This window comes from Nocardia sp. alder85J (genome assembly GCF_020176955.2).
Lineage (GTDB): Bacteria > Actinomycetota > Actinomycetes > Mycobacteriales > Mycobacteriaceae > Nocardia.
The window spans coordinates 30,410-55,894 of sequence record NZ_JAIUCZ020000002.1 but is presented as its reverse complement, the minus strand read 5'-3'; the positions used below and the strand labels follow the sequence as shown (position 1 = coordinate 55,894).

Below are 25,485 nucleotides of genomic sequence, written 5' to 3'. Positions count from 1 at the left end.
CCGATTCGGCTATAAACGGACTCGTATGGTCCGTTTGATGAGAGGAATCGCCATGGACCCGATCCGAGTCGGCATCGTCGGCGCGAGCCCCGACCGCGGCTGGGCGATCCGCGCCCACCTCCCGGCCCTGCGGGCACTGCCCGACTACCGGATCAGCGCGGTCGGCACCAGCCGCCCCGACAGCGCCCGCGCCGCGGCCGACCTGTTCGATGCCCGGCCGTTCACCGATCCGCGCGCGCTCGCCGAACATCCCGAGGTCGATCTGGTCGCGATCACCGTCAAGGTGCCCGCGCACGCCGAGTTGATCCGGTCCGCCCTCGCCGCGGGCAAGCACGTCTACTGCGAATGGCCGCTGGCGCTCACCACCGGCGAAGCCCGGGAACTGGCCGCGCTCGCCGCCCGTGCCGGGGTCCGGCACGTCGCCGGATTACAGGCCCGCTACGCGCCGGCCGTGCGGCGGGCACGTGAGCTGATCACCGAAGGTGCTGTCGGGCAGATCCTTTCGGTGACCGTGCACGAGTCGCGTGGGAAGGGCGCGGGCGGCGTGATTCCGGCCTGGGCCACCTACACCCTCGACCGCGACAACGGCGCCGGGCTGCTGGAGGTCGCCGGGGGCCACCTCCTGTCGGCGGTGCGGTACCTGCTGGGCGACCTCACGGAATTGTCGGCGCGACTGGCGATCCGCCTCCCGTACGCCACCGTCCCGGAGTCCGGCGCGGTGATCACCGTGACCAGCCCCGACCAACTGCTGCTCACGGCCACCGCCGGCGGGGTACCGGTCAGCGCCCACATCCACGACGGCCGGGCCACCGGGGCCGGAACCCGGATCGACATCTCGGGCACCGCAGGCGATCTCGCCATCGTCTCCGGCGCGGGCGGACCCGGTGGCATCCAGATGAGCGCACTGCACCTGTCCGGCGCCCTCGGCCCCGGCCGTGCGCCGCAGCCGATTGCGCTCGGCAATCACGGTCCCGCAAGCGATCTCCCGCTCGAAGCGGTCAATGTCGCGGCCCTGTACACGGCCCTCGCGACCGACCTCCGCACCGGTGCGCACACCGTGCCGGACTTCGAGCTCGCCGTGGACCTGCACCGCCTGCTCGACGACATCCGCCGCTCCGACGCCGAGGGCGTACGCATCCACCGCGACCCCCGGGCGGCGTGATCACCTCACCCTCGCCACACCCGGACATGGACCGCCACCACGATGGTCGCCGCTGCGCCGGTCGGCGCAACCGGCCCGAAATCCGGCTGCGCGGGCAATCACGGGCTCGGCCCCGCTGCGGGCCTACGCTCGGGGAGTGAACGAGATCGCTCATCGCACTCATCCCCGCGAACCACACGGCGGAAATTTCAGCGCGCGGTTGAACTGGCTGCGGGCGGGGGTGCTCGGCGCCAACGACGGCATCGTGTCCACGGCGGGCCTGGTCGTGGGGGTCGCGGCGGTGTCCGCCGATGTCCGGGCGATTCTCACCGCCGGGCTGGCGGGGCTGGTGTCGGGCGCGCTGTCGATGGCGGTGGGCGAATACGTGTCGGTGAGCACGCAGCGCGACACCGAGCGAGCGGTGCTGGCGAAGGAGAAGCGCGAACTGGCCGAGGAGCCGGATTACGAACTGCGCGAGCTGGCCGCGATCTATGTGGGCAAGGGGCTTTCCCCGGAGACGGCACGGCAGGTGGCGCGGGAGCTCACCGCGCACGACGCGTTCGCGGCCCATGCCGACGCCGAATTGGGTTTGAACCCCGAGGATCTGACCGATCCGTGGCAGGCCGCCGCGTCCTCGGCGGTGTCGTTCACTCTCGGGGCGCTGCTGCCGCTGCTGGCGGTGACCCTGCCGCCGGCGTCGTGGCGGGTGCCGGTCACCATCGTCGCGGTACTGATCGCGCTGGCGCTGACCGGCACGGTGAGCGCTCGCTTCGGTGGCAGCCGGCCGCGGCGCGCGGTGCTGCGCGTGGTGATCGGCGGGGCGCTGGCGATGGCGGTCACCTACGGTATCGGCCGGTTGCTGGGCGTCTCGGGGCTGTGACCGAGGGCCAGCAGCGCCAGCCGCACCCGGTTGGCCGCACCGGTTTTCGCCAGCAGGCCCGCGACATGGGTCTTCACCGTGGTGATCCCGACGTGCAGCCGGGCGGCGATCTCGGCGTTCGACAGTCCTTGCGAGATCAGGTGCAGCACTTCGGATTCCCGGCCGGTCAGCGGCGGTAGCGGGGCCGGTTCCGGCGGTGGCGCGGCGGTGCGGGCGGCGACCGCCGAATCCACCACCCGGCCCAGCACCGGCGCCGAGAAGGGCCGCTGTCCCGCGGCGGCGCGGCGGATACCGTCCAGCAGTTCGGCGGGCGAGGCGTCCTTCACCAGGAAACCGCAGGCTCCGGCGGCGAGCGCGGGATACAGATGCTCGTCGTCGTCGAAGGTGGTCAGCACCAGCACCCGGGCCGCCGGGTCGGCTGCCAGAATCTGTGCGGTACAGCGGATTCCATCCATGCCGGGCATCCGCAGGTCCATCAGCACGACATCCGGCCGCAACCGCCGCGCCAGCCGGACCCCGTCGGCGCCGCCACCGGCCTCACCCACCACCTCCAGATCGCCGGCACTGTCGCACAACATCCGCAGGCCCGCCCGGACCAGTTGCTGATCGTCGACGAGCAGTACCCGGGTGGTCACGACGCGCGCCCCGGCAGGTGTGCGCGCACTCGCCACCCCGCCTCGCCGGGACCGGCGGTGAACGTACCGCCGAGCAGCGCCACCCGTTCGGCCAGCCCGATCAACCCCAGTCCGGTGGTTCCCGGTCCCGGCGCGCCGCCGGAACCGTTGTCGCACAACGTGAAATCCACGCCGTCGGCCACGGTGACGGTCAGCCGCGCGGTCGCCTCACACCCGGCGTGCCGCGCCACGTTCGCCAGTCCCTCCTGGGTGAGGCGCAGCAGGGTGTGGGCGGTGACCGGGTCGATCGCGCGCACATCACCGATCTCCGCCACCACCGCCGGGCCCGCCCGGCGGGTCCGCGCCACCGCCGCCTCGATCGCGGCGGGCAATTCGGCGGCGGTCATCATCACCGTGTCCGCCTGCGCCGGATCACGCAGCACCGCAACCAGTTTGCGCAGATCGGTGAGCGTCTCCCGGCCGCTGGAGTGGATGTCGTCGAGTACGTCCCGCACGGCCGCCGGGGCCTGCGGCAGCGCGTGCCGCGCCACCCCGACCCGCAGCACCGTCGAGGACACGTGATGGGCGATCAGATCGTGCAGTTCGCGGGCGATCGCGGTCCGCTCGGCCGTGCGCACGGCGGCGACCTCCGCGCGCCGCCGCGCCGCCAGTTCCCCGGCGATCCGATGCGCCCGCGTGGCGCTGTCGAGCGCACTGCGCAACAGCGCGCCGATCAGCAGCGGCAGCCCCGCCATCACCACCGCCCGATACCCGAGCGCGGCCACGCCACCGGCCGGATGCAGCAGATAGGCCGCGGCCAGCGCGACCGCACCCAGCCACGGCCGCCATCCACCGCGCCGCGCGGCCAGTTCGGCGAGGGCCACCGCGGCGGCCCCCTTACCGACCAGCGGCCCGGTGTGCCCGAGCAGGAACCCGGCCGCCAGCAGTCCCGTGGTGAGCAGCGAGGTGGCCAGCGGCCGGCGCACTCCACCGGCGGTCACCAGCACCGCGAGCAGCCCGAGCACCCAATCGGCGACCGTCGGCGAATTACCCAGCCACAGCAGGCATCCCGTGGCCAGCAGCAACCAGACCGCCAGCCGCACCGGCAACGACCGCACGTCCAGCAGCCATTCGATCCCACGCGCGACCCCGGTCGTCTCCGGCCTCCGGTACCGCGCCGCCGACACACCCACCCCACCATGATGCCGCCCACCAGCCCCACCCGACTCCTCCCGAAGGAGGAGAACCCCTCCTCCCCCGGCCCCGCAACCCCGGCCACCGGCCTGATCCCCGGCGCCCTTCCCGCCACGACAGTGAACCCATGACCGACGACAACCACACCGACGAACCCGGCACCGGTGACGATGCCACCGCACCCGACGACGACAACGAGCGCCCGGAACACGACAATCACGCCGCCACCGGCGAACTCGACGCTGCCGGCGGCCGGGTCACCGGTGACGTCGGCCCATCGCACGAGCCGGGTGACACCACCGCGGCGACCGTCGTCGACGATGACCACGGCACCGGCGATCGTACGAGTCGTGCCGACACCGGCGGTCACCGAATCGGGCACGAAAGCGGCACGGGCCGGGCCGAATACGGCGGCGATGCGAGCGGGACGAGATCTGCCGATATGCCGGACCGGGACGACAGCAACGAAGGCCACACCGGCGCGGACGGAGGGAGTGGCCGGCGGTCGAGCCGTCGCCGTCTGCTCGGGGCGCTGGCGGCGACCGGGGTGGCGGCGGGGGCGGCCGGGCTGGCCGGGGGTGTGGCGCTCGGAATCGACGCCACGCCGCCGCGGCTGCACGCGACCACGCTGCGGCGGTTCGACGGCAAGGTGGTGGTGATCACCGGGGCCACCTCCGGGATCGGTGCGGCGGCGGCGAAGCTGTTCGCCGCCGAGGGTGCGCGAGTCGCTTTCTGCGGCAGGCGGACCGAGCGCGGCGCGGCAGTCGAGCGGGACATCCGGGCCGCCGGTGGCGAGGCCACCTATATTCGCGCGGACGTGCTGGTGGAGGACGATGTGCGACGGTTCGTCGACACCGCCGCCGACAGGTACGGCGGGCTGCACGTCGCTTTCAACAACGCGGGCATCACGATTCAGAAGAAGCTGCACGAGTACAGCGCAGAGGAGTTCGACCGGGTCGTGCACACCAACCTGCGCGGCTCCTTCCTGGCTCTGAAATACGAAGTGCCACACATGCTTCGCGGAGGCGGCGGCACCGTCGTGATCACCGCCTCCTCGAACGCCCTGGCCACCGACGCGAACCGCGGCGCGTACACCGCGAGCAAACGCGGCCTGGTCGGTCTGGTGCAGGCGGCGGCCCTGGACTACGCCGGCGACGGGATCCGGGTCAATGCCCTGGTTCCCGGCACCACCGACACCGAATTGGTCCGGCGCGCAGCGGGAATGGAGAACATTCCCGACGATGCCTGGGAGGTGTTCGTCCGGCAGTGGGCGAGATCGAACGTGCCCGGTATGGGCCGATTGGCCACCGCCGAGGAGATCGCGACCTTCGCGCTCACCCTCGCCGCACCGGACTATCCGTATCTCACCGGGGCGCAACTGGTCATCGACGGCGGTAAGACCGCGCACGCCTGACCGGTGGAGCAGCCGCGATCAGGCGTCCCGGACGTCGATGCCCGCCGCCAGCGCGAAAGCCGGTGCCAGATCGAACAATTGGCCGGTGCTGATGATCGCGCCCCGCATCGCGCCGATACCGCCGGACAGCCCGAGGGTCCGGGCGCCGCGGAGGTCGACATCGGTGAAGCTGGTCCGGTTCAGCGCGATGTCCTCCAGCCGGGAGCCGGGGAACGACACCCGCGACAGCGCCGCCTCACCGAAATCGGTGCCGCGCAGCAGGCAGTCGGTGAAGGTGACGTCGCGCAGCCGCGCGGCGCGGAAGTTCACCGACTCGAATTTGCAGCCGGTGAACCGGATCCGGTCCAGCCGGGCGCCGATGAGCTCGACCCCGGTCAGCGCGTTGTCGACGAGTTCGGTGTCCAGCCAGCCGGATTGGCCGAGATCGCTGCCCACCCAGCGGACCGCGCGCATCAGCATCTCGTCGAAACGGGCCTGCCGGAACTCGCCGCCGGTGAATTCGACGGCGGTGAACGCCGAGCGGGAGAACCGGATGCCGTGCGCGTCGAGGTCGGGGCAGATCCGGTCGTCCAGGTGGATGTACTCGTAGTCGGTGTCGTACTCCGGTTCGCCGTCCATCACCTCGAGGCGGCCGGCGTAGGGCAGATCTGCGAGGTCACGGGGCACGGCTGCACCCTACGCGACCATCGGGGACGATCCGGCGGCGGGCTCAGTGCCAGAGGAACGGGATGAGCCACGGCGGCGGAGCGGGCGCCGGGAGCGCGTCCGGTTGTCCGGGATCGATGTTCGGGGCCGGCGCCTCGGGGACCGGCTCGGGCGCCGGGGGTTCGGGCATCGGCGGGGCCATCGGCGCCGGGATCAGCGCGGGCGGGGCCGGCTGCTCGGGGGCGCCGGGCACGGGGGCGGCGGGTACCGGCGCACCGGGTACCGGGGCGACGGGACCGGGCGAGGCCGCGGGCCCCGACGGTGTCGCGGGCCCGGTGGGCGTGCCCTGGATCCGCTTCGGGTCCGGGGCGCCGGGCACACACTCCCAGCCGTGGCCGACCGGACGCTCCAAGTGCGCGGCGATGCCGTTGTGCCAGCAATCGTCGCCGTCGCGATGCGCGCCGCCGTTGTCCACCTGTGAGACACACTCCCAGCCGTGGCCGACCACCAGGCCCCATTGCGCGACCAGGCCGTCGTGGCTGCAATCCTCGCCGAGCCGGTGCTCCTCCAAGCGGACCAGGGGCACGCATTCCCAGTGGTTGTTGCGGGTGGTCCACTGGCCGGCCGTGTTGTCCTGCGAACAGTCGTCACCGTTGTGCCGGGTGCCGTCCCCGGCGTTCGCACTCACGATCGCACCGGTGGAGGCGACCGATTCCGGGTCGACGTCCTTGCCGGAGCGGTCGAACAGCACCCCGATCAACGCCGCGACCGCGACGGTCGCGACGGCGACCGCGATGATCGCCACATTGCGTGCGGCGGTGCTGTTCCCGTCTGCCGAACGGGTACGCTGCGAATCCTCCGGTGCCGCCATTCTCGGAACCTTTCGTCGACCAATGCGTTACCCGCCGACACGAAAGACCATCGGCCGGGACGCTATCAAGACGACCACAGTGCGGCGGTTGTGACGCGTAATCAGTTCAGATCGATGCGCACCGTGAGCAAATCGGTACCGACCGCGCGTACCGCGGCGCTGTTGGCCCGGGGCAGTTCTTTCAGCCGCGCTTTGACATCATCACCGGTCAGAATGTGTGCGGTCCCCGAATGCCAGTGCCCGTGCAGGCGCAGCCGAACGCGATTGTCGGCCCGGATATTACGAATATATTGCGACCGTTCGCCGAATTCGGAGACGAACCAGAAGGAATCTCCGACACGCCGTCCGCCGAGCGGCGTGACACGCGGTTCGCCACTCTTCCGGCCGGTCGTCTCCAATAGCGTCTGTGTGTTCAAACTTCGTGAAATCGGATTGGCCACATGTCGTTGGAAAGTCGTGATGATCCGGTGCTGGAGTTCGCGTCTGTCGACCATGTGCCAACGGTATTACAGTGGTGGCGTGGTTTTCGACCCCGATGCGCATCCGGTGATCTCCGACGGCGGGCTCGCCACCGAACTCGAGGCGCGCGGCCACGACCTGTCGGACGCGCTGTGGTCGGCCCGGTTGCTGCTGGACGATCCGGAGGCGATCCGGGCCGTGCACACGGCCTACTTCCGGGCCGGCGCCCGCATCGCCACCACCGCGAGCTATCAGGCGTCGTTCGAGGGTTTCGCGGTCAGAGGGCTGGATCGTGTCGCCGCGACTCGGCTGCTGGCCCGCAGCGTGACGGTGGCCCGGGAGGCCCGCGACGCGGCCGACGACCGGCCGCGCTGGGTGGCCGCGTCGATCGGCCCGTACGGTGCGATGCGCGCCGACGGCTCGGAATATCGCGGCCGCTACGGTCTGAGCAGCGCCGCTCTGCGCGACTGGCATCGCCCCCGGCTGGCGGCGTTGCTCGCCGCGGAGCCCGATCTGCTTGCGCTGGAGACGATTCCGGATGTCGACGAGGCGGTAGCGCTGGTGGAGCTGGTCGCCGAGGCGGCCTGCCCGGCCTGGCTGAGCTACACGATCGACGGTGACCGCACCCGCGCCGGGCAGCCACTGGCCGAGGCGTTCGCCGTGGCCGCGAGCACCCCGCAGGTGGTGGCGGTCGGCGTGAACTGTTGCCACCCGGCCGATGTCGCGCCCGCGATCACCGCCGCACGGGCCGCCACCGGTAAACCGGTCGTGGTGTACCCGAACAGCGGTGAGGGCTGGGATGCGCACGGCCGCCGCTGGACCGGAGCCTCGGAGTTCTCCGAATCGCTGGTACGCGAATGGATTTCCCTGGGCACCGACATCATCGGCGGATGCTGCCGGGTCGGCCCCGCCGATATCGCCCGGCTGGCGCGGATATCAGCCGGGGCCGGCTGATTCAGCCGCGCTCGAGCACCACCTTCCCGAACGGATTGCCGTCCCGGAAATAGCGGTAGGCCTCGGCGGCCGCCTCGAAGGGGAACACCCGATCGATGACCGGCCCCAGCCGGTGCGCGGTGAGAGCGCGGTTCATCTCCTCGAAATCGGCCCGGCTGCCCACCGCGATCCGCCGGATCGACAGATACCGGCCGCCGAACGGATCACCGGCCGCCGGGCCGTCCGAGGGGAATACCCCGATCACCGTGACGCGCGCGTTGAAGGCCGACGCCGCAACGGATTTCGCCAGCGTCGGCGGGCCCACCGCCTCGACGACGTGGTCCACCCCGTGACCGCCGGTCAGCTCGACCACCACCTGTTCCCAGTCCGGATGCTCGCCGCGGTCGATCGTCTCGTCGGCGCCGAGGTCGCGCAGCCGCTTCGCCTTCTCCGCACTGGAGGTGACCGACAGCACGCGCGCCCCGCGCAGCCGCGCGAACTGCACCGCGAACAGCGCGACGGTGCCGGTGCCGACGGTCAGCACGGTCTCCCCCGGCAGGACAGGAGCCGGATCGGCCAGGGTCTTCCACGCCACCACCCCACCGCAGCTGAGGCTCGCGGCTTCGGCGTCGGTGAGGTGGTCCGGCACCTCGATGGCCGAATCCTCCTCCAGCACGACGTAATCGGCCAGCCAGCCGTCGTGATTGGCGCCGTACTGCTCGCGGACGTGCGCCAGCCGCTGCGGGCCGTGCAGCCAGTGCAGGTAGTAGGTGGCGGTGACCCGCGCACCGACGGCGACCCGGGTGACCCCGGCCCCGACCGCGATCACCTCACCCACCCCGTCCGACAGCGGCACCACCCCGGGCGTCGCGGGCAGCGGATAGGCGCCGTCCATCAGCAGCAGATCGCGCCGATTGAACGACGCGGCCCGCACCCGCACCACCACCTGGGTGGGACCCGGTGTCGGCACCGGCTGCGGCGCGACCCGCAGACCGTCCAGTCCTTGCAGCGGGAACAGGTGGTAGGCAACGGAATTCACGGACGCGGTCATGCCACGTACTCGTGGTCGCTGTGCACCCGGCCGTCGGGGCCGAAGGTGAGCACCTCGAGCCCGGACCCGGCGACGGATTCGTCCGCCCGCGAACGCATCACCCAGGTCACCGCCACCGCCGCACCGGCGTGCCGGATCGGCTCGCCCTGCTGTTCGAAGACATGATCACCGGCGCCGACGAACATGTCGTAGGCCCGGCCGACGCGCTCGAAAAGGGCGTCGTGGCCCCGGATTTCGAGACTCGGGAAGGGGACGGACAGGTGTGCCGCGGCGGCGCGCACGGCCTCGGGCGGATTCACCAGGATCTGGTAGCCGTCCTCGGCCCACAGCTCGCGAATCATGCGGCGGCGCTCGCCCGGATCGGGTTCGTTCCACTGGGCGACCCAGCGGTCGGCCAGTTGCTTCAGTTCGATGTCGGTGAATTGCTGACTCATGCCGCCGAGTCTGGGCCGCGCGGCGGTGGCCACGCGATTCCCTGCGGGGTATCGCGGGGTGCCGGTGCCACGGGTCAGGATGGTGTCGTGACCACAGTGGCCGAACCCGGATCGTTCGCGCGTGAGCTGCGCCGCTGGCGCGGGCTGCGGCGGTTGAGCCAGCTGGATCTGGCGATCCGCGCCGACACCACCCAGCGCTATCTGAGCTTCCTGGAGCAGGGCCGGTCCCGCCCCGGACGCGCGGTGGTGGTCCGGCTGGCCGAATCGCTGGAGCTGTCGCTGCGGGAGCGCAACGCCCTGCTGCTGACCGCCGGCTATGCCCCGGCCTTCACCGAATCCGATTTCGACGCACCGGGTCTGGCGCCGGTGCGGGCCGCGCTGCGGACCGTGCTGGACGGTCACCTGCCGTATCCGGCGGTCATCGTCGACCGGTACGGCACCCTGCTGGAGGCCAATGCCGGATTCGCGCTGTTCACCGAGGGCTGCGCACCGGAGCTGCTGCGTCCGCCGATCAACGTGCGCCGGCTCGCGCTGCATCCGGCGGGCCTGGCCCGGCGGGTCCGCAACCTGCCGGAATGGGGCCGGCACGTGACCGAGGCGCTGCGCATGCGGGTGCGGGCCAGCCCCGATCCCGCCCTCGAGACCATGATCGGCGAACTGGAGTCGTACCTGCCGCCCGCCGACCTCGGTCCCGGCTATCTCGGCTTCGCCGTGCCGCTGCGCCTGGCCGCCGGCGCCGCCGAACTGCGCCTGATCACCACCCTCACCTCGTTCGCCACCGCGACCGATGTCGCCCTCGCGGAACTGCATCTGGAGGCGTTCCTGCCCGCCGACGATGCCACCGGCGCCTACCTGCGCGAACGATTCCGGGCCTGATTCCCGCCGCCGACCACTTGCCGACAAATACTCGTAGACGTATATTCGTCTACGAGTAAGGAGGTGAGCCTGATGGCGAAGAAGCGGAAGGTCGGCAATCTACTGGCCCTCGCGGTCCTCGCGCTGCTGGTCGAGCGGCCGATGCATCGCTACGAGATCGCGGCGGTGCTGAAGGAACGCGGCAAGGACCGCGACATGGACATCAAGTGGGGCTCGCTCTACACGGTCGTCCAGAACCTGGAGAAGCACGGCTTCCTCGCGGTCGTCGGCAGCGAGCGCGACGGCGCCCGCCCCGAGCGCGTCATCTTCCGTATCACCGACGCGGGCCGGGCCGAGGCCGTCGACTGGACCCGCGAGCTCATCTCCACTCCCGAACCGGAACACCATCGCTTCGTCGCGGGCCTGTCCATCGTGGGACTGATTCCGCCCGACGAGTTGATCGCACTGCTGGGCGTGCGGCTGGACAAACTGGCCGCACAACTCGAGGTCGCCCGGCAGGAAATCGCCGAGTACACCGCCGTGCTGCCCAGACTGTTCCTGATCGAGGCCGAATTCGGCGTCGCCATGCTCGAGGCCGAGGCCGACTGGGTCCGCGGCTTCCGCGACGAATTGACCTCCGGCACCTTCCCCGGCGTGGATTTCTGGCGGCAACTACACGCCAGCGGCGTCCTCGCCAACGGTGACCACCCGGCCGAAAGGGGGCAGCCCGACCCACCGGCGGACAACTGATCCGCCACCGACCGGCAACCGGGCCCGGCGAGGTGCGGCAACACCTGCGCCGAGCCCGATCGAAATACCGTCTCGAACCACATTCGTGCAGCGAATCCGGCCCAAGGCTGGCAAACCAAGGATAACCGCGCTCCCTGCACGCCCGGTTCGGGCATTCCGACACGTTTCAGCAGGGAGAAATTCGTCATGTCCATTCGTTCCGCACTCGTCATCGGCGGCGGCATCGCCGGCCCCGTGGCCGCGACCGCACTCCAGATGGCCGGCATCGAGGCCCGCGTCTTCGAGGCGTATTCCGGTCCGGCCGTCAACATCGGCTCCGGCCTCGGTTTCGCTCCCAACGGCCTCGCCGCCCTCGATGTCATCGGCGCCGGCGACGCGGTCCGCCGGATCGCGCTGCCGATCCGCCGAAGCGTCATGTCCTTCGGCCACAAGACGGTCGAACTGCCCGTCGACACCGAGCTGGAACCGCAGCAGGTGGTCGACCGCAGCGATCTGCACACCGCTCTGCACGATCATGCCGTCGCCGCGGGCATCGCCTTCGAATACGACAAACGCCTGGTCGGGGTCGACGAGCATCCGGACCACGTGACCGCCCGCTTCGCCGACGGCAGCAGCGCCACCGCGGATGTGCTGATCGGCTGTGACGGTGTGAAATCCGTGGTCCGCACCCTCATCGATCCGAAGGCGCCCGCCGCGAACTACACCGGCATGCTCGGCTTCGGCGCCCTCTCCGAGCACACCGTGGACGCACCCCCGCACACCATGGTCTTCGCCTTCGGCAAGAACGCCTACTACCTGTACTGGGTGACCGCGGACGGCCGGGCCGCCTGGGGCGCCAACCTGCCCAGCAAGAAGTACATGTCCTTCGGCGAGGCGCGCGCGATCCCCAACGAGCAGTGGCTGCGCACCCTGCGCGACACCTATGGTGAGGACGTCCCCGGCGCCGATCTGGTCCGGCACACCAGCCCCGCGGATCTGGTCGTCATCGGCGGCCTGCACATCATGCCGCCGGTGCCGAACTGGTACCGGGGCCGCATGGTGCTGGCCGGCGACGCCGTGCACGCCCCCAGCAACAGCACCGGCCAGGGCGCCTCGCTCGCCATCGAGAGCGCGATCCAGCTGGCTCGCTGCCTGCGGGACTTCGACGATCCGGCAACCGCTTTCGCGGCCTACGAGCGTGTCCGCCGGCCGCGCGTCGAGGCCATCGCGGCGCGCGGCGCCAAGATCAACCACGCCAAGGCGCCGGGCCCGCTGATGCGCCGGATCATGCCGGTGCTGATGCCGATCATGTTCGGCTCCTCGAAGATCCAGCAGACGATGCAGCGTGAGCAGCACTATCGCATCGACTGGGACGCCCCGATCGACGAGAAGGCGGAACTGGCCTGGGCCTGAACGGAATTGCGGCCGGGCCCGGAATCCTCGGGATTCCGGGCCCGGCCCGTTCCCGGGTCCGGCCGCGGTACGCCACGAGATTGCCGGAGGTATTTCGCAGCCGCCGACGAATGACTACAGTATGGAACGGCGCAAGGCATCGGTGCACCTGCGACAGTCGGCGGCAGGCAGGGGATCGTCGCGAAACAGCTACCGCGGGCACGTATTCACCGCGATCGCCGCGCCGGATCCGGTGGTGAAAGAGGCGGGACATGTCCGAAGTTCGGCTGACGCTCAGCGGATGCCACGACCTGCGCCTGCCGATAGCGGTGGCCCGGCGACGCGGCCGCGGCACGATGGCGGCCGGCCCACTACGCGCCGCCGGGGCGCCGAGATGAACGAGCAGCAGCGCAAGGCGCTGTCGGCCATCCGATTCGGCGGCGTTCCCGGCGCGGAGGGCGTCTGGAATCCGCTGCGGTACCACGTCGACGGGCTGCATCCACTGGCCACCGCCGCACTCCGCCGGGCCGTCGACACCGCCGCGAACCGTGCCGGCGACCGGCCGGCCGGGCTGGTGCTCAGTGGCGAGCACGGGACCGGCAAGACCCATCTGCTGGGCCGGCTGCGCGAATACGTACAGCAACAAGGCGGTTCGTACTTCATGCCCGCCCTGCTCGACGGCGACTCGTTCTGGCCCGGTGTGGTGCACGGCATCGTCGACCCACTGCGCGACACCGACGGCGGGCAACTCGGGCGGATCATCGACCGGCTCAGCGAACTCGCCGGATGCGGTAAGGAACTGCGGGTCCGGCTGCACGGCACGCTCACCATCGGCCGGGAACACCTCGATGAATTCCTCGGCCGGATGGACGATTTCGACAACGGGTCGATGCGGGAGTGCCGGGACACGTTGCGCGCACTGGTGCTCTATCAGGCCGGACACCTCGAGCTGTGCGAGATCGGGCACAGCTTCCTGCTGCTGGAACACGGCGTCGACGAGTCCGACCGTGCCACTTGGGGTTTCCGCGAGCCGCGGCGGGCGCCGGAGCAGATCTGCCACGACCTGTTCCGCTTGTTCGCCCTCACCGGCCCGATCGTGCTCGCGGTCGACCGGATCGACACCGTGATCGCCCGATCCGGGCAGGCCGGCACCGTGGCCGACGCCCTGATCCGCCTGCGTGAGCAGGCCGAACGCGCGATCCTGGTGGCCGCCGGCGGCCCGGGGGCGAGCCGACTCCTCGTGCAGCACACGGTGAATGCCGACGTGCCCTTCATGCTGCTCGAACTGTCCGCCGCGCTGCCCGGCGCGGACACGGCGCGCACACTCGTCGAACGGCGCCTGGCGACGCGCTACGAGGAGATCGGATTCGAGCCGCCCCGGCCGGGTTGGCCGGTCTCCCCACTGGCCTTCGAGGACCGGACCGCCGCGGACCACACCCCGCTGCGGCTGCTGCGCGACGTCCACGACCACGTGCGACAGTGCCTGGACCACGACACGATCACCGAGCTGGAGCATTTCGCGCCACCGGGCACACGGCCCGCCTCGGTGATTCCCCAGCCCGGCGATCCCACGGCCCTCGATGCCGAATTCGAGCGCCTGCGCCGAGCCGCGGACGTGGTGACGCCACTGGATCCCCGCGACGAGGACGAGCGGATGTCCGCACTGCTCGCCGCGGCGCTGCACTGCCACGTGCTGGAACAGCACAGCGCCACACAGGATCCGGCCGTCGACGCCACCACCGGGCCGCGCTCGGCCCTGCATGCCCGCCTGCGCCGCACACTCGACGAGGCGACCGGCGCCGAGGAGCACTGGAGTTTCCGATCCATCGGCCACACCGATGCCCGCGCGGTGCTGACCCGATTACGCGCGGCGGCCCTCGACGCGGAGATCCAACCGGGTTCGGGCACACGCCATCTCGTGGTGGTGCGGAACACACCGTTCCCGCCGGGGCAGGCCACCGCCGAGATGCTCACCGCCTTCCACGCGGCAGGCGGTGTGGTGGCGCCGATCTCGGAGGAGGACCTCCGGGTGTTCGCCGCACTGGATACGCTGCTCACCGATTCCCCAGCCGGATTCGAAGGCTGGCTCGACCGCCGCCGACCGGCGACCCGCTCGGACCTGCTCACCCGCGCACTGACCCCGCCGGTGCCCGATCCCCCCGGCGACGCGCCGACCCCCGACACCGATCCGGCCAGGTCCGAGTCACGTTCGGCCGCACCGCCGTCCACCGGCATCTACCGCAGGGCGAAGACCCGCACGGCGCCCACTGCCGCGGCCGGAGGAACACCGGCCACGCGCGTCGAGCGAATCGGCGGCGAGGTGACCGCGGCCGCGACACCGCCGCCTCGAACCACCCCCGGTGAAAGAGCGGCGACGCACGTCGAGCAGGCCACCGGAGAAGCAAAACCCGCCACGTCGCCGACGACCCTGATCCCACCCGGTGAAGCGGCTGCGATCCGTGGCGAGCGGATCCCCATCGACGTGGAACCCGGCACTGTGCCAACGTCTCTGACCATTCCCGGAGAGACGGCGGTGATACGCATCGAGGAAACCGCCGAGGAGACACAGACGGGCACGGCATCGGCCTCTACCACCACATCCAGCGAGCCAGCAGCGGTCCGTCACGAGCGGACCGCGGAGACGGCGCAGACCGGTACCGCACCGACAGCCACACCCATCGACGCGGCGACGGTCCGCCACGAACGGACGGCCGGAGAGACGCGGACCGGTACACCGGCATCTCCCACCGCACTTGGCGACGCAGCGCCGCTCCGGCTCGAGCGCGTCACCGAGGAGACGCAGGCTGGCACCGCGCCGGCATCGCGAACCGCAGCCGGTGCGGCGGGAGCGATTCCGCTCGAACGGGTTCCCGGGGCGGCGAAGGCCGGCACAGGGTCGGGGGCGCGAATCGGATCGGGTGAGGTGCAGGCCGTGGGTCTCGGGCGGATCACCGACGGTGGGGGCGAATTTCGGGTTCCGCTCGCCCTGTTGCGCCGGAGCACCGTGATTCTCGGCGGGAACCGGTCGGGTAGCACCATCCTGCTTCGCCGGCTGGTGGAAGGGGCGGCGTTACAAGGTATTTCGTCGGTTGTGATCGACACCCGCGACGAGTTGACCCGGTCGGGTGACCCGTGGCCGGCGCCTCCGGCGGGCTGGGGCAGTCACGATGCCGAGCGGGCGGCCGAATATCTGGAGAACACCGACGTGGTGGTATGGACGCCCGGCCGCGAGGACGGGCGGGCGCTCGTGCCGAATCCACTGCCCGACTTCCACGCTGCGCTCGGTGATCCGGAGCGATTCGGGGCGGCGCTGGATGCCTCGGTGGCGAGTCTGCTACCGCGATCGGGGTTGTCCGAGCGTCAGATCGAGACGGGCGCAATGATATTGCGGCAGGCGGCGACCTACTTCGCCCATCGTGGTGGGAGTAGTTTCCGGGATTTCGTGGCGCTGCTGGCGGATCTGCCCGACGGGGCGAGCACGATTCGCAATGCGGCCCGGCGGGCCTCCGACATGGCCCGGGGTCTCGCGGACGATCCTGTATTCGGCGGAACGGGCGAGCAGCTGGACCCGGCTGCTCTGTTGACACCGGCCGCGGGTAGACGCGCCCGCATCTCCGTCGTCAGTTTCGTCGGTCTGCCCGACGACGACCAGCGGCAGACGTTCGTCGATCAGTTGCAATCGGCGCTGCTCGAATGGGTCGGTCACAACGCCGCCGACGATCGGCCGTTGCGCGGGCTGCTCGTACTGGACGACGCCGAGGTGTTCGTACCGGCACACGGCCGCGCAGCATCGGCCGAGAGCGCGCTGAAGCTGGCCACCCGGGCCCACGAGTACGGACTCGGCATGGTCTACGCGACCCGGTCCCCACATGCGTTGCACCCCACGGTGACCGGCAGCGCGACCACCGGATTCGTCGGAAGGCTCGACGAATCGGTGGAAGCCGAGGTGGCAATCACGCTGATGCAGGCCGAAAGTGTTCGAACAGAGCATATTTCGGGACTACCGGCAGGCCACTTCTACGGCGCGACCGAAGGCGCAAGCTTCGAGCGGATCACGGTGCCGATGTGCCTGAGCCACCACCCGGCGTACGCGGTCACCGATGCGGAAGTGATCCAACGCGCCAGACGCCGCGCCGGCTGACACCGGCATCCGAGTGCTGCCGGTCACCAGGATTCGTTGTCGCGGCGGCGTTGCAGCGTGTGGTCGATCCAACCGGCGAACAGCGCGGTGAGGTCGGTGACGGCGACCGGGCGGAGGGTGAGGTGGTCGGCGGACAGTTGTTGCAGGTAGCGGCCGTCGCCGGGGATGTCCAGCCACTGGGTGGTGTATCGGGGGGCCGGGTCGGCGTAGAGAGCGCCTGTGGTCAGGGCTGCGACGCCGCCGCCGTCGGCGCGGTGGGTACGGCGGTGCAGGCGACGCCGTGGGTCGGGGCGGTGGTCGTCGGGTGCGGCGGCGGTGGTGAGGTCGGTGCGGTGGAAGGTTTCCGGCGGCTCGGCGCCCGCCGGATGCCGGGGCAGAATGTGGGCCAGGCGTGGGGCGAGGTCGTCGGGGCGGAAGATCCGGCAGCGGATGTGGCCGTCCACCCCGACGGTGGCCGTCTGGGTGAGCAGGACGGCGTGCTGGGCGGTGCGGGCGCCCAGCACTCGGTACTCGCGGGGCGTTCCGTTGCCGAGACTCGACGAATCACCGCGTATCTCGATGCGCAGGTCGGCGGCGTCCAGCGTGTGGAAGGCCAGGCGGATGCGCTCGATTTCGTCCCGGTCGTAGCGGGTGTGGACGGCATCTCGGTGCGCGGCCACACCGCCGACGGTGCGGAATCGGCTGGTGTAGGCCAGCGGCCGGGGGAAGCGATCGTGGGCGTCGCTGTGCCAGAGGACCGCGAAATCATCCGGTTCCCAATCCCATTCACTTGCCATCGGTCAGGGATTGTCCGGGGCGGGTGCGGGATCTTCGGCGCCGATCACACCACCGGGCAGGGTGCGCGGGGGTGTGCCCAGGAGTTCTTCGGTGTTCTTCTTGTTCTTCAGCCAATCCGGAGTGTTGTGCGTCCGGTCGTCCTCCTCGGACTTCCCCTTTCCGGGCGGGGCCATCGCGGGCATACCCATGCCGGGGACGCCCGGGGCGCCGGCGCGGGCGGCCATCGGTCGTACGGAAGTGCCTGGTGCCATGGGCTTTCCGGGGAGGCTGCGGCCGGGGGTGGCGCCGGGGGATTCGCTGCCGGGGCCGTGGCCTCCGCCGCCGTAGCCGCCACCGGGCAGGCCGGTGGGGTCCACCCCTGTCGGCCTGGTCAGGCTGTCGCCGGGATTCGTTCCGGCCGAACGAGTGTCGTCCGGGCCGAGGCCACGGGGCCCAGCGGAGGGGTCGTCCCGGCGATCCGGTGAGGTGGCGTCCGAGGACGAACCGCTCGCGCCGGTGGGCTGGTCGGAGGTGTCGTGTTCGTCGCCGTGATCACCGGAACCGCTGGGGCCGTTGCTGTCCGGGCCGGTGTGCCCGCTGCCGCCGGGACCGGCGGGTCCGTGGTCGATGCCGCTCTGGCCGGGCTGCCAGGAATACAGCGGGTTCGCCGGCGAGACCGGTTCGGGGAGGACCGGGATTCGCGAATCGGCGCGGACGAAGTCGACCAGATAGTTGTTCTGCATCGCGGCCTGGGCCTTCTCCTTGGCCTCGTTGATCTTCGAGACCGAGCGCGGGCCGTGATACAGGAAATCCCAGCCGTCGGTGTTGAAGGCATGCTTGTACCAGGGGCCGACCGTGGTCTGTGGTTCCGGTTCGACGCCCTTCTTGGTGTTGACGATTCCGATCGCCGCCGTGGTCACCTGTTCGGCCAGGGCCATCAGCGCGGGGGTCAGATCCTGCGCCCGCTGGGCATAGGTGTTGATCGCTTCGCGGGACGCCTCGGCGGCCGGCCCCTCCCAGGCGGAGGCGCTGGAACGCTGGATCCGGGCGGCGAAGGTGGCGACATCGGCGGCCCAGGATCGGGCCATGTGGTCGTACTTGTCGGCGGCGTTGTGGGCGTCGGTGGTGTCCTGCGGATGGAAGGCGTCGTAGAGGTCCCGGTGACTGAACCCGAACGGGTTCTCGTGGTCCTGAATGTGCGGCGGCTCGTTCGACACGCTCATCGCCAGTTCCCTTCCCCGGTCTGCATCGGTCCCTGCACCGGCGCGGTGCCGATCGAACTCGGCGGCATGTCCGCCATCAGTTCGTTGTACCGCGCCGCGAACACCTGATCGGCCTCGACGTACCGTTGTGCGATCGTGCGGTGGAGTTCCTGTAGTGCGTCGACGATCTGGTAGTGCTGCTCCAGGATGTCACGGACATTGTTCGAGCCGTCCTTGCCTGCATCCACGGATGCGGCTTTGGCACGGAATCTGTGGACCAGTGTGGTCGCCGATGTCAGTCGCGCCTGATCCTCACCGAGACCCCATTTCTTCTGGTCCGAAACCTCCTTCGCAATCTGCTGCAGCTTTCGGATCGACTCTTTGAAGGCATCACAATCACGAATGATATAGGCGAATTCCTCGGCATTCACCCGCATGTCGGAGGTGAAGTTCACATTGAGCTGACCATCCCTCGCCCGAGAAATCAGTTCAGCCAACGGCCGGGGCGCAGGTGCTTCAGATTCTGCCATCCGAATCAGTCCTGTCGCCGGAAATAGTCTGTCGATTTCATTCGAGACCCCTTCGAGCTCAGGCCGTCGCGGGAATCAGCGGAACAACCTTGCCCGCCAGGCTTTTGCCGATCTCACACGTGTCTGTCGATCCCGTGCGACGATTCGATGCCGGATTGTTCAGGTTGAATTCGACACTGCCACCTTTGATCTGGACATCCAGTATGCAATCGTGGCTCACATCCGTAGCATCACTGTCGTGATAGGTGATAGCCGCCCGTCCACCGATGGTCAACTCTTCGGCGACCTTGAAACCGGCATTGGCACGCACCATCGGCAACGTGATATTCGTAGTTCGAATAGACACGGTGTACCCGTCGGATTGGATCCACATGCACCCCCTCCACTGAGTACCCCCGTTCCCATTGGAATCGTCTTTTTCCATGCCGTGCAGCTGCTCCGAATCCAGCACCGGCTTCAACACATCCGAACAAGGATCGAACCCCGTCGGCGCAGGCGCCAGCGTCGTGGGCGAAACCGCAGTACTACTTCCGGATCCCGTCCCGCCACCCCCGGAACTCCCGCACCCCATCAACCCCAGCCCCAAACCGCCGATCACGCACACACTCCCGAGAGCCCGCCCCCAACGGTTCATGCGCATCCCCTCGGCGCCGGCGCGACGGACCTGGTCACCGGGGTCGGCCGGCTCCCGCCCCAGATCGGCTGCGGCCGACCCTACTCGCCCGCGCGCGACGCCTGCAACCCACCGCACCGAACATTCACTCCGCGCACACTCTGCACCGGAAACCCACACTCACGCACCCCGTTCGGATTCATGCGGCAATCCGGAGCTGGTCCTCCTCCTCGTCGAGCATGCGGGCCGCGATATTGTCCATTGCCTGGTCGAGCAGTGCTCGATCGTCGGCGTTCGGGCAATCCCAATCCTCCAGCCGGCCGCCGACCCACTCGCGCAGCGCCGCCCGCAACCGGTCCGCCTCCGCCTGTCCGGCGGGCGTGAATTCGATGCGGTCGCCGAAGAATTCGATACGCCCCTCCTGGACCGCACGGCCGAAGGCCGGTTGCAGCACGTCCGGTGGCATGTGGTGCGAGCGGGCAATGTCGACGAGGGTCACGTGGCCGCGGACCCGGTTGTACTTCCGCACCTGCCCCAGCACCCACGCCTGTCCCGGACTGAGCGAACTGCCCGCCAGCTCCAGCAGATTGGGGGCGGCCACCTCTCGGGTGCGGACCTTGCGCAGCAACGCGCCCAGTGCGTTCTCCAGTAGCACCAGCCGGTCCGGCGACTCCGGCATCGAGAATCCGCTCCCGACGTCCGAGGCCTCCGCTCGCGCGCTGTCGCGCAGCGGCACCTGCTTCAGGAACCACGCCACCACGAATCCGAGCAGGATCACCGGCAGCACCCAGCGGAACACGTAGTCGATGGTGTCGGCGTAGGCGTCGATGATCGGAATCGCCTCCGCGGCCGGAAGCCGGCGCAGCAGTTGCGGATTCTGCGCCGCGGCGGGTGGCACCTGTGGCACCTCCGCCAGCGCGGTACGCAGGTTCGGCCCGATCCGATTGTTGTAGAGGGTGCCGAAAATGGCGGTGCCGAAGGTACTTCCGAGGGTCCGGAAGAAGGTGACGGCGCTGGTCGCGGTGCCGAGGTCCGCGTACGGCACGGTGTTCTGCACGACGATGGTGAGCACCTGCATCGCCAGGCCGATCCCCAGGCCGAGGATCAGCATGTACAGCGATTCCTTCCATACGCCGGTGTCGCGGCCCATCGTCGACATCAGATACAGGCCCAGGCCCATCACGGCGGTGCCGGCGATCGGGAAGAGTTTGTACCGGCCGGTGCGGCCCACCACCTGCCCGGACAGGATGGAGGTGCCGAACAGGCCGACCACCAGCGGCAGGGTGCGAATGCCGGAGGCGGTCGCGGTCACGCCGTTCACGTATTGCAGATAGGCCGGCAGATAGGTCATCGCGCCGAGCATGGCGAAGCCGACGATGAAACTGAGGACCGAACAGACCGTCACGACATTGGACCGGAACAGATGCATCGGCAGCATCGGCTCGGCGGCCCGCAGTTCCACGAAGACGAAGGCCGTCAGCAGGACCGCGGCGGCCACGAACAATCCGATGATCATCGCCGATTTCCACGGATATTCGTTGCCGCCCCATTCCAGCGCCAGGATCAGGGAACTCACGCCGACGGCGACCAGCGCGATGCCGAGGTAGTCGATCACCGGCCGCTGTGCGGACTTCATCGCCGGGATGGTCCGGGCCGCGACCACCAGCATGACCAGGGCGACCGGCACATTGATGTAGAAGCACCAGCGCCAGCTGATGTGATCGGTGAACAGCCCGCCCAGCGTCGGCCCGAGCACGGTGGTGACGCCGAACACCGCACCCATCGCACCCTGGTACTTGCCGCGGTCGCGCAGCGGGATGACGTCGGCGATCAGCGCCATGGAGGTCACCATCAGCCCGCCCGCGCCGACGCCCTGGATGGCACGCGCGACGATCAGCAGGAACATGCCGTGCGCCATGCCCGCGACGATCGAGCCGATGATGAAGATCAGGCCGCTGGCCTGGAACATCAGTTTGCGGCCGAACAGGTCGCCGAACTTTCCGGCCAGTGCCGTGGCCACGGCCTCCGCCAGCAGATACGAGGTGACCACCCAGGCCATGTGCCCGGCGCCGCCGAGATCGGCGACGATGGTGGGCAACGCGGTGGAGACGATGGTCTGGTCCAGGGCCGCCATCAGCATGCCGAGCATGATGGTGACGAAGACCACGATCCGGGACGAGCTCGTTTGCGCAGCGTGGGCACCGGCCATGCGTCCCAGTATGGGTGTGGCGATACCGATCTCCGGTCAAAGACACAACATCGCACACAGCGCATTCACCCGGGCAGCCGACCACCTCGGCGACGTCCGATATCGCCTGAACTTACTCTCGAGTAAGGTTTTCGTGAAAGAATGTGGCAGCACATCTCCGACCACTCCGGCAGCAGTGAGGTCCGACAACCATGGCCTGGAAGCCCCGCGACATCCCGGATCAGACCGGGCGCACCTTCGTCATCACCGGCGCCAACGGCGGCATCGGCAAGCACACCACCGAGGCCCTCGCCGGCAAGGGCGCGACCGTGATCATGGCCTGCCGGGATACCGCCAAGGCCCAGCGGGTGGCCGACGGCATCACCGGTGACGTCCGGGTGCGCGCGCTGAACCTCGCCGATCTCGCCTCCGTCCGCGCCTTCGCCGACGCCACCGGCGATATCGACGTGCTGATCAACAACGCGGGCCTGATGAACATCCCGTTCTCCCGGACCGCCGACGGCTTCGAAACCCAGTGGGGCGTCAACCATCTCGGCCACTTCGCGCTGACCGGGCTGCTGCTGGACCGGATCGGCGACCGGGTGGTCACGCTGGCCAGCATCGCGCACCGGCAGACCCCGAAGCTGTGGATCGACGATCTGAACTACGAACACCGCCGCTATCACCGCAACCTCGCCTACGCGCAGGCCAAGTTGTCGAATCTGATGTTCGCCCGCGAACTCCAGCACCGGCTCGCCGACGCCCGGTCGCCGAAGCGCTCCTACGCCGTGCATCCGGGCGTCGCCGCCACCGATCTGTTCGCCCGCACCGAGACCCCGCTGGACTGGGTCGCCAAGCCGGTGGTCGCGGTGTTCGGCCACTCCCCCAGACATGCGGCCGAGTCCAGCCTGTTCGCCGCCACCACCGCCGGCGCCGACCCGGACACCTATTGGGGTCCGACCTGGCTGTTCGGCTCGCGAGGCCCGGTCCGCCCGGCATCGTCGAGCAAACTGTCCCGGGACCGGGACCTGCAACGGCGGCTGTGGGAGCAGTCCGAGCGGCTGACCGGGGTCGAGTACAAGTTCTGAGCGCGGCGACGGGTGCCCGGCCCTACGCTGCGGTGTAGTAGACGAGTACCGTGGTGGGGTGCCCGCTCCACACCGCCGCCCGGCTCTGATCCTGTTCGTGGTCGTGGCCGCGCTCGGGTGCCTCGGGCTCGGCTGGTGGCAGTGGGGCCGGTTCGAATCCGCGAGCGGCACCGCGCAGAATCTCGGTTACGCGTTGCAGTGGCCGTTGTTCGCCGGGTTCGTCGTCTTCGCGTACATCCGCTTCGTGCGGCTGGAACGCGAGGCCGGGCAGCCGGACCGGGCCGCGGAGCCCGAGCAGCCCCGATCTGGGTGGCTCGGTACCCTGGCGAAACCGGCCGGGCCGCGCGAGATTCCGGCGGGCATCCTGCCGGAGCGCCCGGTCGCGGCCCGCGACGACGATCACGTGCTCAACGAATACAACCAGTACCTGGCCGAATTGAACGCGCGCGATCTGCACCGGCAGCTCCGCGCCGCCGGGCTCGACGCCCGCGACACCGAGAGGAGCGCCGGATGAGCGCCGACAACTCCACCGACACCGCAGCCGGCCGCACCGAGGTGCGGGCGCCGGGGCCGGTGGCCGCGACCACCGCCGCGAAGGTGAAGCCCGCCCTGCTGCGCTACCGCACGCTGGCGTGGGCCACCGGTATCTGGCTGTTGCTGCTCACCGCCGAGATCATCGCGAAGTACGGCTTCGACGTGCACACCCCGAACTGGATCGCCGTCGTGCACGGCTGGGTGTACTTCGTCTATCTGATCGTCACCGCCGACCTGGCCATCAAGGTCCGCTGGCCGCTGGCCCGCACCATCGGCACCCTGCTCGCGGGCACCATCCCGCTGCTGTCCTTCTTCGTGGAGCACTGGAACGCCAAGCAGGTCAAGCAGTCCTACGGGCTGTGACCGCGGCGCCGCGGCCGGGTGATCCCGGCCGCGGGCCCGTGGTTCAGGACTGCGCGAGTTGCTCCAGCGCCGGGAGCAGGGCGCGCAACGCGCGGCCGCGGTGCGAGGCGGCGTCCTTCTCGGCGGGAGTCAGTTCGGCGGCCGAGACGCCGCCACCGTCGGGGACGAACAACGGGTCGTAGCCGAAACCACCGGCGCCGGCCGGTTCGCGGGCGACGCGACCGGGCCATTCCCCGATCATCACCACCTCACGGCCGTCGGCCACCAGCGCGCACGCGGAGACGAAGCGGGCGCCGCGGCGCTCGTCGGGTACGTCCCGCAACTGCGCGAGCAGCAGTTCGTTGTTGGCCGCGTCGTCGCCGTGACCACCGGACCAGCGGGCCGACAGCACCCCGGGCATACCGTTGAGCGCGTCCACCGAGATACCGGAATCGTCTGCGACACAAGCCAATCCGGTGGCAGCGGCGCCGTCGCGGGCCTTCGCCAGCGCGTTCTCCTCGAAGGTCGCGCCGGTCTCGGGGGCCTCCTCGTAGGGCGGCACCTCGTCGAGGCCGATGATCTCCAGCCCCTCCACGCCGTCCTCGGCGAGGATGCGGCGCAACTCGTTCAGCTTCTTCGCGTTGCGGCTGGCGACCAGGACCCGGCGGCTCACTTCTTCTTCTCCGGCAGCGCTCCGGGATACGGCAGCGCCAGCGCCTCCTTCTGGACGGCGAACAGCCGCTCACAACCGGCCAGCGCGGAATCCAGCATCTTGTCCAGGGTGGAGCGCGGGAAGGTGGCGCCCTCACCGGTGCCCTGGATCTCCACCAGGGTGCCGGTGTCGGTGGCGACCACGTTCATGTCCACCTCGGCGCGCGAATCCTCCTCGTAGGGCAGGTCCAGGCGCACCCGGCCGTCGACCACGCCGACGCTGACCGCGGCGATCATGCAGGACAACGGCTGTGGGTCGGCCAGCGCACCGGCGGCCTTGAGGTAGGTCACGGCGTCGGCCAGCGCCACGTAGGCGCCGGTGATCGCGGCGGTGCGGGTGCCGCCGTCGGCTTGCAGCACATCGCAATCGATGGCGATGGTGTTCTCACCGATCGCGGCGAGGTCGATGCAGGCGCGCAGCGACCGGCCGACCAGCCGGCTGATCTCCTGGGTGCGGCCACCGACCTTGCCCTTCACCGACTCCCGGCCGCTGCGGGTGTGGGTGGCCGCCGGTAGCATCGCGTATTCGGCTGTGAGCCAACCCGATCCGGAGTCGCGGCGCCACGGCGGCACGCCGTCGGTGACGCTCGCGGTGCACATCACCCTGGTCTGCCCGAACTCCACCAGCACCGAACCCGCCGGATGCGTGGTGAAACCCCGGGTGATCCTGACCTCGCGGAGCTCGTCGTCCGCCCTGCCGTCTGCTCGTCTGGACACGGACCCACCCTAGACGGTGCCCGGTGCCCGGCTTCGCACGGCCGCGCGGGA

At 70.0% G+C, this 25,485-nt stretch carries 26 protein-coding genes; 12 read left to right on the top strand and 14 right to left on the bottom strand.

The genetic code is table 11. The features are described from left to right. The first annotated feature begins 52 nt into the window (after window positions 1–52). Entirely contained in the window at window positions 53–1,162 is a 1,110-nt protein-coding gene (locus LBW94_RS06765; protein ID WP_225057336.1) for a Gfo/Idh/MocA family protein, read from the top strand. Between the two features lie 136 nt (window positions 1,163–1,298). Continuing rightward, a complete protein-coding gene (locus LBW94_RS06760) occupies window positions 1,299–2,021 on the top strand; it encodes a VIT1/CCC1 transporter family protein (RefSeq protein WP_225057335.1) in 723 nt (240 codons plus the stop codon). On the opposite strand, the gene LBW94_RS06755 is transcribed toward LBW94_RS06760, so the two are convergent. Next, window positions 1,982–2,656, bottom strand: a complete 675-nt coding sequence (locus LBW94_RS06755) for a response regulator transcription factor (protein ID WP_225057334.1) — start codon at window positions 2,654–2,656, stop codon at window positions 1,982–1,984. The genes LBW94_RS06760 and LBW94_RS06755 overlap by 40 nt on opposite strands. Next, window positions 2,653–3,828, bottom strand: a complete 1,176-nt coding sequence (locus LBW94_RS06750) for a sensor histidine kinase (protein ID WP_225057333.1) — start codon at window positions 3,826–3,828, stop codon at window positions 2,653–2,655. The genes LBW94_RS06755 and LBW94_RS06750 overlap by 4 nt, the downstream gene beginning before the upstream one ends. A gap of 128 nt (window positions 3,829–3,956) precedes the next feature. Here LBW94_RS06750 and LBW94_RS06745 point away from each other — a divergent pair, with 128 nt between their 5' ends. Beyond that, window positions 3,957–5,243: an SDR family NAD(P)-dependent oxidoreductase gene (locus LBW94_RS06745; protein ID WP_225057332.1), complete on the top strand. Its 1,287-nt coding sequence runs from the start codon at window positions 3,957–3,959 to the stop codon at window positions 5,241–5,243. A gap of 18 nt (window positions 5,244–5,261) precedes the next feature. Here LBW94_RS06745 and LBW94_RS06740 read toward each other — a convergent pair whose 3' ends face one another. From LBW94_RS06740 to LBW94_RS06730, 3 genes are all read right to left on the bottom strand, one after another. Further along, the gene (locus LBW94_RS06740; RefSeq protein WP_225057331.1) at window positions 5,262–5,909 is read right to left on the bottom strand and encodes a pentapeptide repeat-containing protein; all 648 of its coding nucleotides are present in this window, start codon (window positions 5,907–5,909) and stop codon (window positions 5,262–5,264) included. A gap of 43 nt (window positions 5,910–5,952) precedes the next feature. Further along, window positions 5,953–6,759 carry a hypothetical protein gene (locus tag LBW94_RS06735; protein ID WP_225057330.1) on the bottom strand — a complete coding sequence of 269 codons (807 nt, stop codon included), beginning with the start codon at window positions 6,757–6,759 and terminating at the stop codon, window positions 5,953–5,955. A gap of 101 nt (window positions 6,760–6,860) precedes the next feature. Beyond that, entirely contained in the window at window positions 6,861–7,253 is a 393-nt protein-coding gene (locus tag LBW94_RS06730) for a nitroreductase/quinone reductase family protein (protein ID WP_225057329.1), read from the bottom strand. Between the two features lie 52 nt (window positions 7,254–7,305). On the opposite strand from LBW94_RS06730, the gene mmuM reads away from it, so the two are divergent. Next, a complete protein-coding gene (gene mmuM, locus LBW94_RS06725) occupies window positions 7,306–8,172 on the top strand; it encodes a homocysteine S-methyltransferase (RefSeq protein ID WP_225057493.1) in 867 nt (288 codons plus the stop codon). A 1-nt stretch (window position 8,173) separates the two neighbouring features. Here mmuM and LBW94_RS06720 read toward each other — a convergent pair whose 3' ends face one another. Beyond that, complete coding sequence (locus LBW94_RS06720) at window positions 8,174–9,202, bottom strand: zinc-dependent alcohol dehydrogenase family protein (RefSeq protein WP_225057328.1); 1,029 nt, start codon at window positions 9,200–9,202, stop codon at window positions 8,174–8,176. Then, window positions 9,199–9,636, bottom strand: coding sequence for a hypothetical protein (locus LBW94_RS06715; RefSeq protein WP_225057327.1), 438 nt, complete (start codon window positions 9,634–9,636; stop codon window positions 9,199–9,201). The genes LBW94_RS06720 and LBW94_RS06715 overlap by 4 nt, the downstream gene beginning before the upstream one ends. 87 nt (window positions 9,637–9,723) lie before the next feature. Here LBW94_RS06715 and LBW94_RS06710 point away from each other — a divergent pair, with 87 nt between their 5' ends. From LBW94_RS06710 to LBW94_RS06690, 5 genes are all read left to right on the top strand, one after another. Further along, entirely contained in the window at window positions 9,724–10,512 is a 789-nt protein-coding gene (locus LBW94_RS06710; RefSeq protein ID WP_225057326.1) for a helix-turn-helix domain-containing protein, read from the top strand. A gap of 72 nt (window positions 10,513–10,584) precedes the next feature. Next, window positions 10,585–11,241 (top strand): PadR family transcriptional regulator, encoded by a 657-nt coding sequence (locus LBW94_RS06705; RefSeq protein ID WP_225057325.1) that lies wholly within the window; start codon window positions 10,585–10,587, stop codon window positions 11,239–11,241. Window positions 11,242–11,427: 186 nt separating this feature from the next. Beyond that, window positions 11,428–12,633, top strand: a complete 1,206-nt coding sequence (locus tag LBW94_RS06700) for an FAD-dependent oxidoreductase (protein ID WP_225057324.1) — start codon at window positions 11,428–11,430, stop codon at window positions 12,631–12,633. Between the two features lie 251 nt (window positions 12,634–12,884). Beyond that, complete coding sequence (locus LBW94_RS06695; protein ID WP_255634162.1) at window positions 12,885–13,010, top strand: hypothetical protein; 126 nt, start codon at window positions 12,885–12,887, stop codon at window positions 13,008–13,010. Further along, window positions 13,007–16,753: an AAA family ATPase gene (locus tag LBW94_RS06690; RefSeq protein WP_225057323.1), complete on the top strand. Its 3,747-nt coding sequence runs from the start codon at window positions 13,007–13,009 to the stop codon at window positions 16,751–16,753. Before LBW94_RS06695 ends, LBW94_RS06690 begins: the two co-directional genes overlap by 4 nt. A 23-nt stretch (window positions 16,754–16,776) precedes the next feature. Here LBW94_RS06690 and LBW94_RS06685 read toward each other — a convergent pair whose 3' ends face one another. The 5 genes from LBW94_RS06685 to LBW94_RS06665 form a co-directional block, all read right to left on the bottom strand. Further along, on the bottom strand, window positions 16,777–17,529 hold the full coding sequence (locus tag LBW94_RS06685; protein ID WP_225057322.1) for an ESX secretion-associated protein EspG: 753 nt from the start codon (window positions 17,527–17,529) through the stop codon (window positions 16,777–16,779). 3 nt (window positions 17,530–17,532) lie between these two features. Next, entirely contained in the window at window positions 17,533–18,732 is a 1,200-nt protein-coding gene (locus LBW94_RS06680; RefSeq protein WP_225057321.1) for a WXG100 family type VII secretion target, read from the bottom strand. Then, the gene (locus tag LBW94_RS06675; RefSeq protein ID WP_225057320.1) at window positions 18,729–19,241 is read right to left on the bottom strand and encodes a hypothetical protein; all 513 of its coding nucleotides are present in this window, start codon (window positions 19,239–19,241) and stop codon (window positions 18,729–18,731) included. Before LBW94_RS06675 ends, LBW94_RS06680 begins: the two co-directional genes overlap by 4 nt. 58 nt (window positions 19,242–19,299) lie before the next feature. Beyond that, window positions 19,300–19,812 (bottom strand): DUF3558 domain-containing protein, encoded by a 513-nt coding sequence (locus LBW94_RS06670; RefSeq protein ID WP_225057492.1) that lies wholly within the window; start codon window positions 19,810–19,812, stop codon window positions 19,300–19,302. 241 nt (window positions 19,813–20,053) lie between these two features. Further along, window positions 20,054–22,063 (bottom strand): MDR family MFS transporter, encoded by a 2,010-nt coding sequence (locus tag LBW94_RS06665; protein WP_225057319.1) that lies wholly within the window; start codon window positions 22,061–22,063, stop codon window positions 20,054–20,056. A gap of 191 nt (window positions 22,064–22,254) precedes the next feature. On the opposite strand from LBW94_RS06665, the gene LBW94_RS06660 reads away from it, so the two are divergent. From LBW94_RS06660 to LBW94_RS06650, 3 genes are read left to right on the top strand one after another with little or no spacing between them, the layout of a single operon-like run. Continuing rightward, a complete protein-coding gene (locus LBW94_RS06660) occupies window positions 22,255–23,130 on the top strand; it encodes an oxidoreductase (RefSeq protein WP_225057318.1) in 876 nt (291 codons plus the stop codon). A gap of 58 nt (window positions 23,131–23,188) precedes the next feature. Further along, complete coding sequence (locus LBW94_RS06655) at window positions 23,189–23,644, top strand: transcriptional regulator (protein ID WP_225057317.1); 456 nt, start codon at window positions 23,189–23,191, stop codon at window positions 23,642–23,644. Further along, the gene (locus tag LBW94_RS06650) at window positions 23,641–24,027 is read left to right on the top strand and encodes a DUF3817 domain-containing protein (RefSeq protein WP_225057316.1); all 387 of its coding nucleotides are present in this window, start codon (window positions 23,641–23,643) and stop codon (window positions 24,025–24,027) included. Before LBW94_RS06655 ends, LBW94_RS06650 begins: the two co-directional genes overlap by 4 nt. Before the next feature lie 43 nt (window positions 24,028–24,070). Here LBW94_RS06650 and rdgB read toward each other — a convergent pair whose 3' ends face one another. Then, the gene (gene rdgB, locus LBW94_RS06645; protein WP_225057315.1) at window positions 24,071–24,679 is read right to left on the bottom strand and encodes an RdgB/HAM1 family non-canonical purine NTP pyrophosphatase; all 609 of its coding nucleotides are present in this window, start codon (window positions 24,677–24,679) and stop codon (window positions 24,071–24,073) included. Continuing rightward, the gene (gene rph, locus LBW94_RS06640; protein WP_225057314.1) at window positions 24,676–25,434 is read right to left on the bottom strand and encodes a ribonuclease PH; all 759 of its coding nucleotides are present in this window, start codon (window positions 25,432–25,434) and stop codon (window positions 24,676–24,678) included. The genes rdgB and rph overlap by 4 nt, the downstream gene beginning before the upstream one ends. Window positions 25,435–25,485: the final 51 nt, after the last annotated feature.

Coding starts and splice junctions, on each gene's coding strand:
- LBW94_RS06685 (WP_225057322.1), bottom strand. CDS start 17,529: ATGGCAAGTGAATGGGATTGGGAACCGGATGATTTCGCGGTCCTCTGG.
- LBW94_RS06670 (WP_225057492.1), bottom strand. CDS start 19,812: ATGGGGTGCGGGAGTTCCGGGGGTGGCGGGACGGGATCCGGAAGTAGT.
- LBW94_RS06680 (WP_225057321.1), bottom strand. CDS start 18,732: ATGAGCGTGTCGAACGAGCCGCCGCACATTCAGGACCACGAGAACCCG.
- LBW94_RS06650 (WP_225057316.1), top strand. CDS start 23,641: ATGAGCGCCGACAACTCCACCGACACCGCAGCCGGCCGCACCGAGGTG.
- LBW94_RS06695 (WP_255634162.1), top strand. CDS start 12,885: ATGTCCGAAGTTCGGCTGACGCTCAGCGGATGCCACGACCTGCGCCTG.
- LBW94_RS06690 (WP_225057323.1), top strand. CDS start 13,007: ATGAACGAGCAGCAGCGCAAGGCGCTGTCGGCCATCCGATTCGGCGGC.
- LBW94_RS06765 (WP_225057336.1), top strand. CDS start 53: ATGGACCCGATCCGAGTCGGCATCGTCGGCGCGAGCCCCGACCGCGGC.
- LBW94_RS06705 (WP_225057325.1), top strand. CDS start 10,585: ATGGCGAAGAAGCGGAAGGTCGGCAATCTACTGGCCCTCGCGGTCCTC.
- LBW94_RS06715 (WP_225057327.1), bottom strand. CDS start 9,636: ATGAGTCAGCAATTCACCGACATCGAACTGAAGCAACTGGCCGACCGC.
- LBW94_RS06665 (WP_225057319.1), bottom strand. CDS start 22,063: ATGGCCGGTGCCCACGCTGCGCAAACGAGCTCGTCCCGGATCGTGGTC.
- LBW94_RS06660 (WP_225057318.1), top strand. CDS start 22,255: ATGGCCTGGAAGCCCCGCGACATCCCGGATCAGACCGGGCGCACCTTC.
- LBW94_RS06745 (WP_225057332.1), top strand. CDS start 3,957: ATGACCGACGACAACCACACCGACGAACCCGGCACCGGTGACGATGCC.
- LBW94_RS06730 (WP_225057329.1), bottom strand. CDS start 7,253: ATGGTCGACAGACGCGAACTCCAGCACCGGATCATCACGACTTTCCAA.
- LBW94_RS06720 (WP_225057328.1), bottom strand. CDS start 9,202: ATGACCGCGTCCGTGAATTCCGTTGCCTACCACCTGTTCCCGCTGCAA.
- LBW94_RS06675 (WP_225057320.1), bottom strand. CDS start 19,241: ATGGCAGAATCTGAAGCACCTGCGCCCCGGCCGTTGGCTGAACTGATT.
- LBW94_RS06735 (WP_225057330.1), bottom strand. CDS start 6,759: ATGGCGGCACCGGAGGATTCGCAGCGTACCCGTTCGGCAGACGGGAAC.
- LBW94_RS06700 (WP_225057324.1), top strand. CDS start 11,428: ATGTCCATTCGTTCCGCACTCGTCATCGGCGGCGGCATCGCCGGCCCC.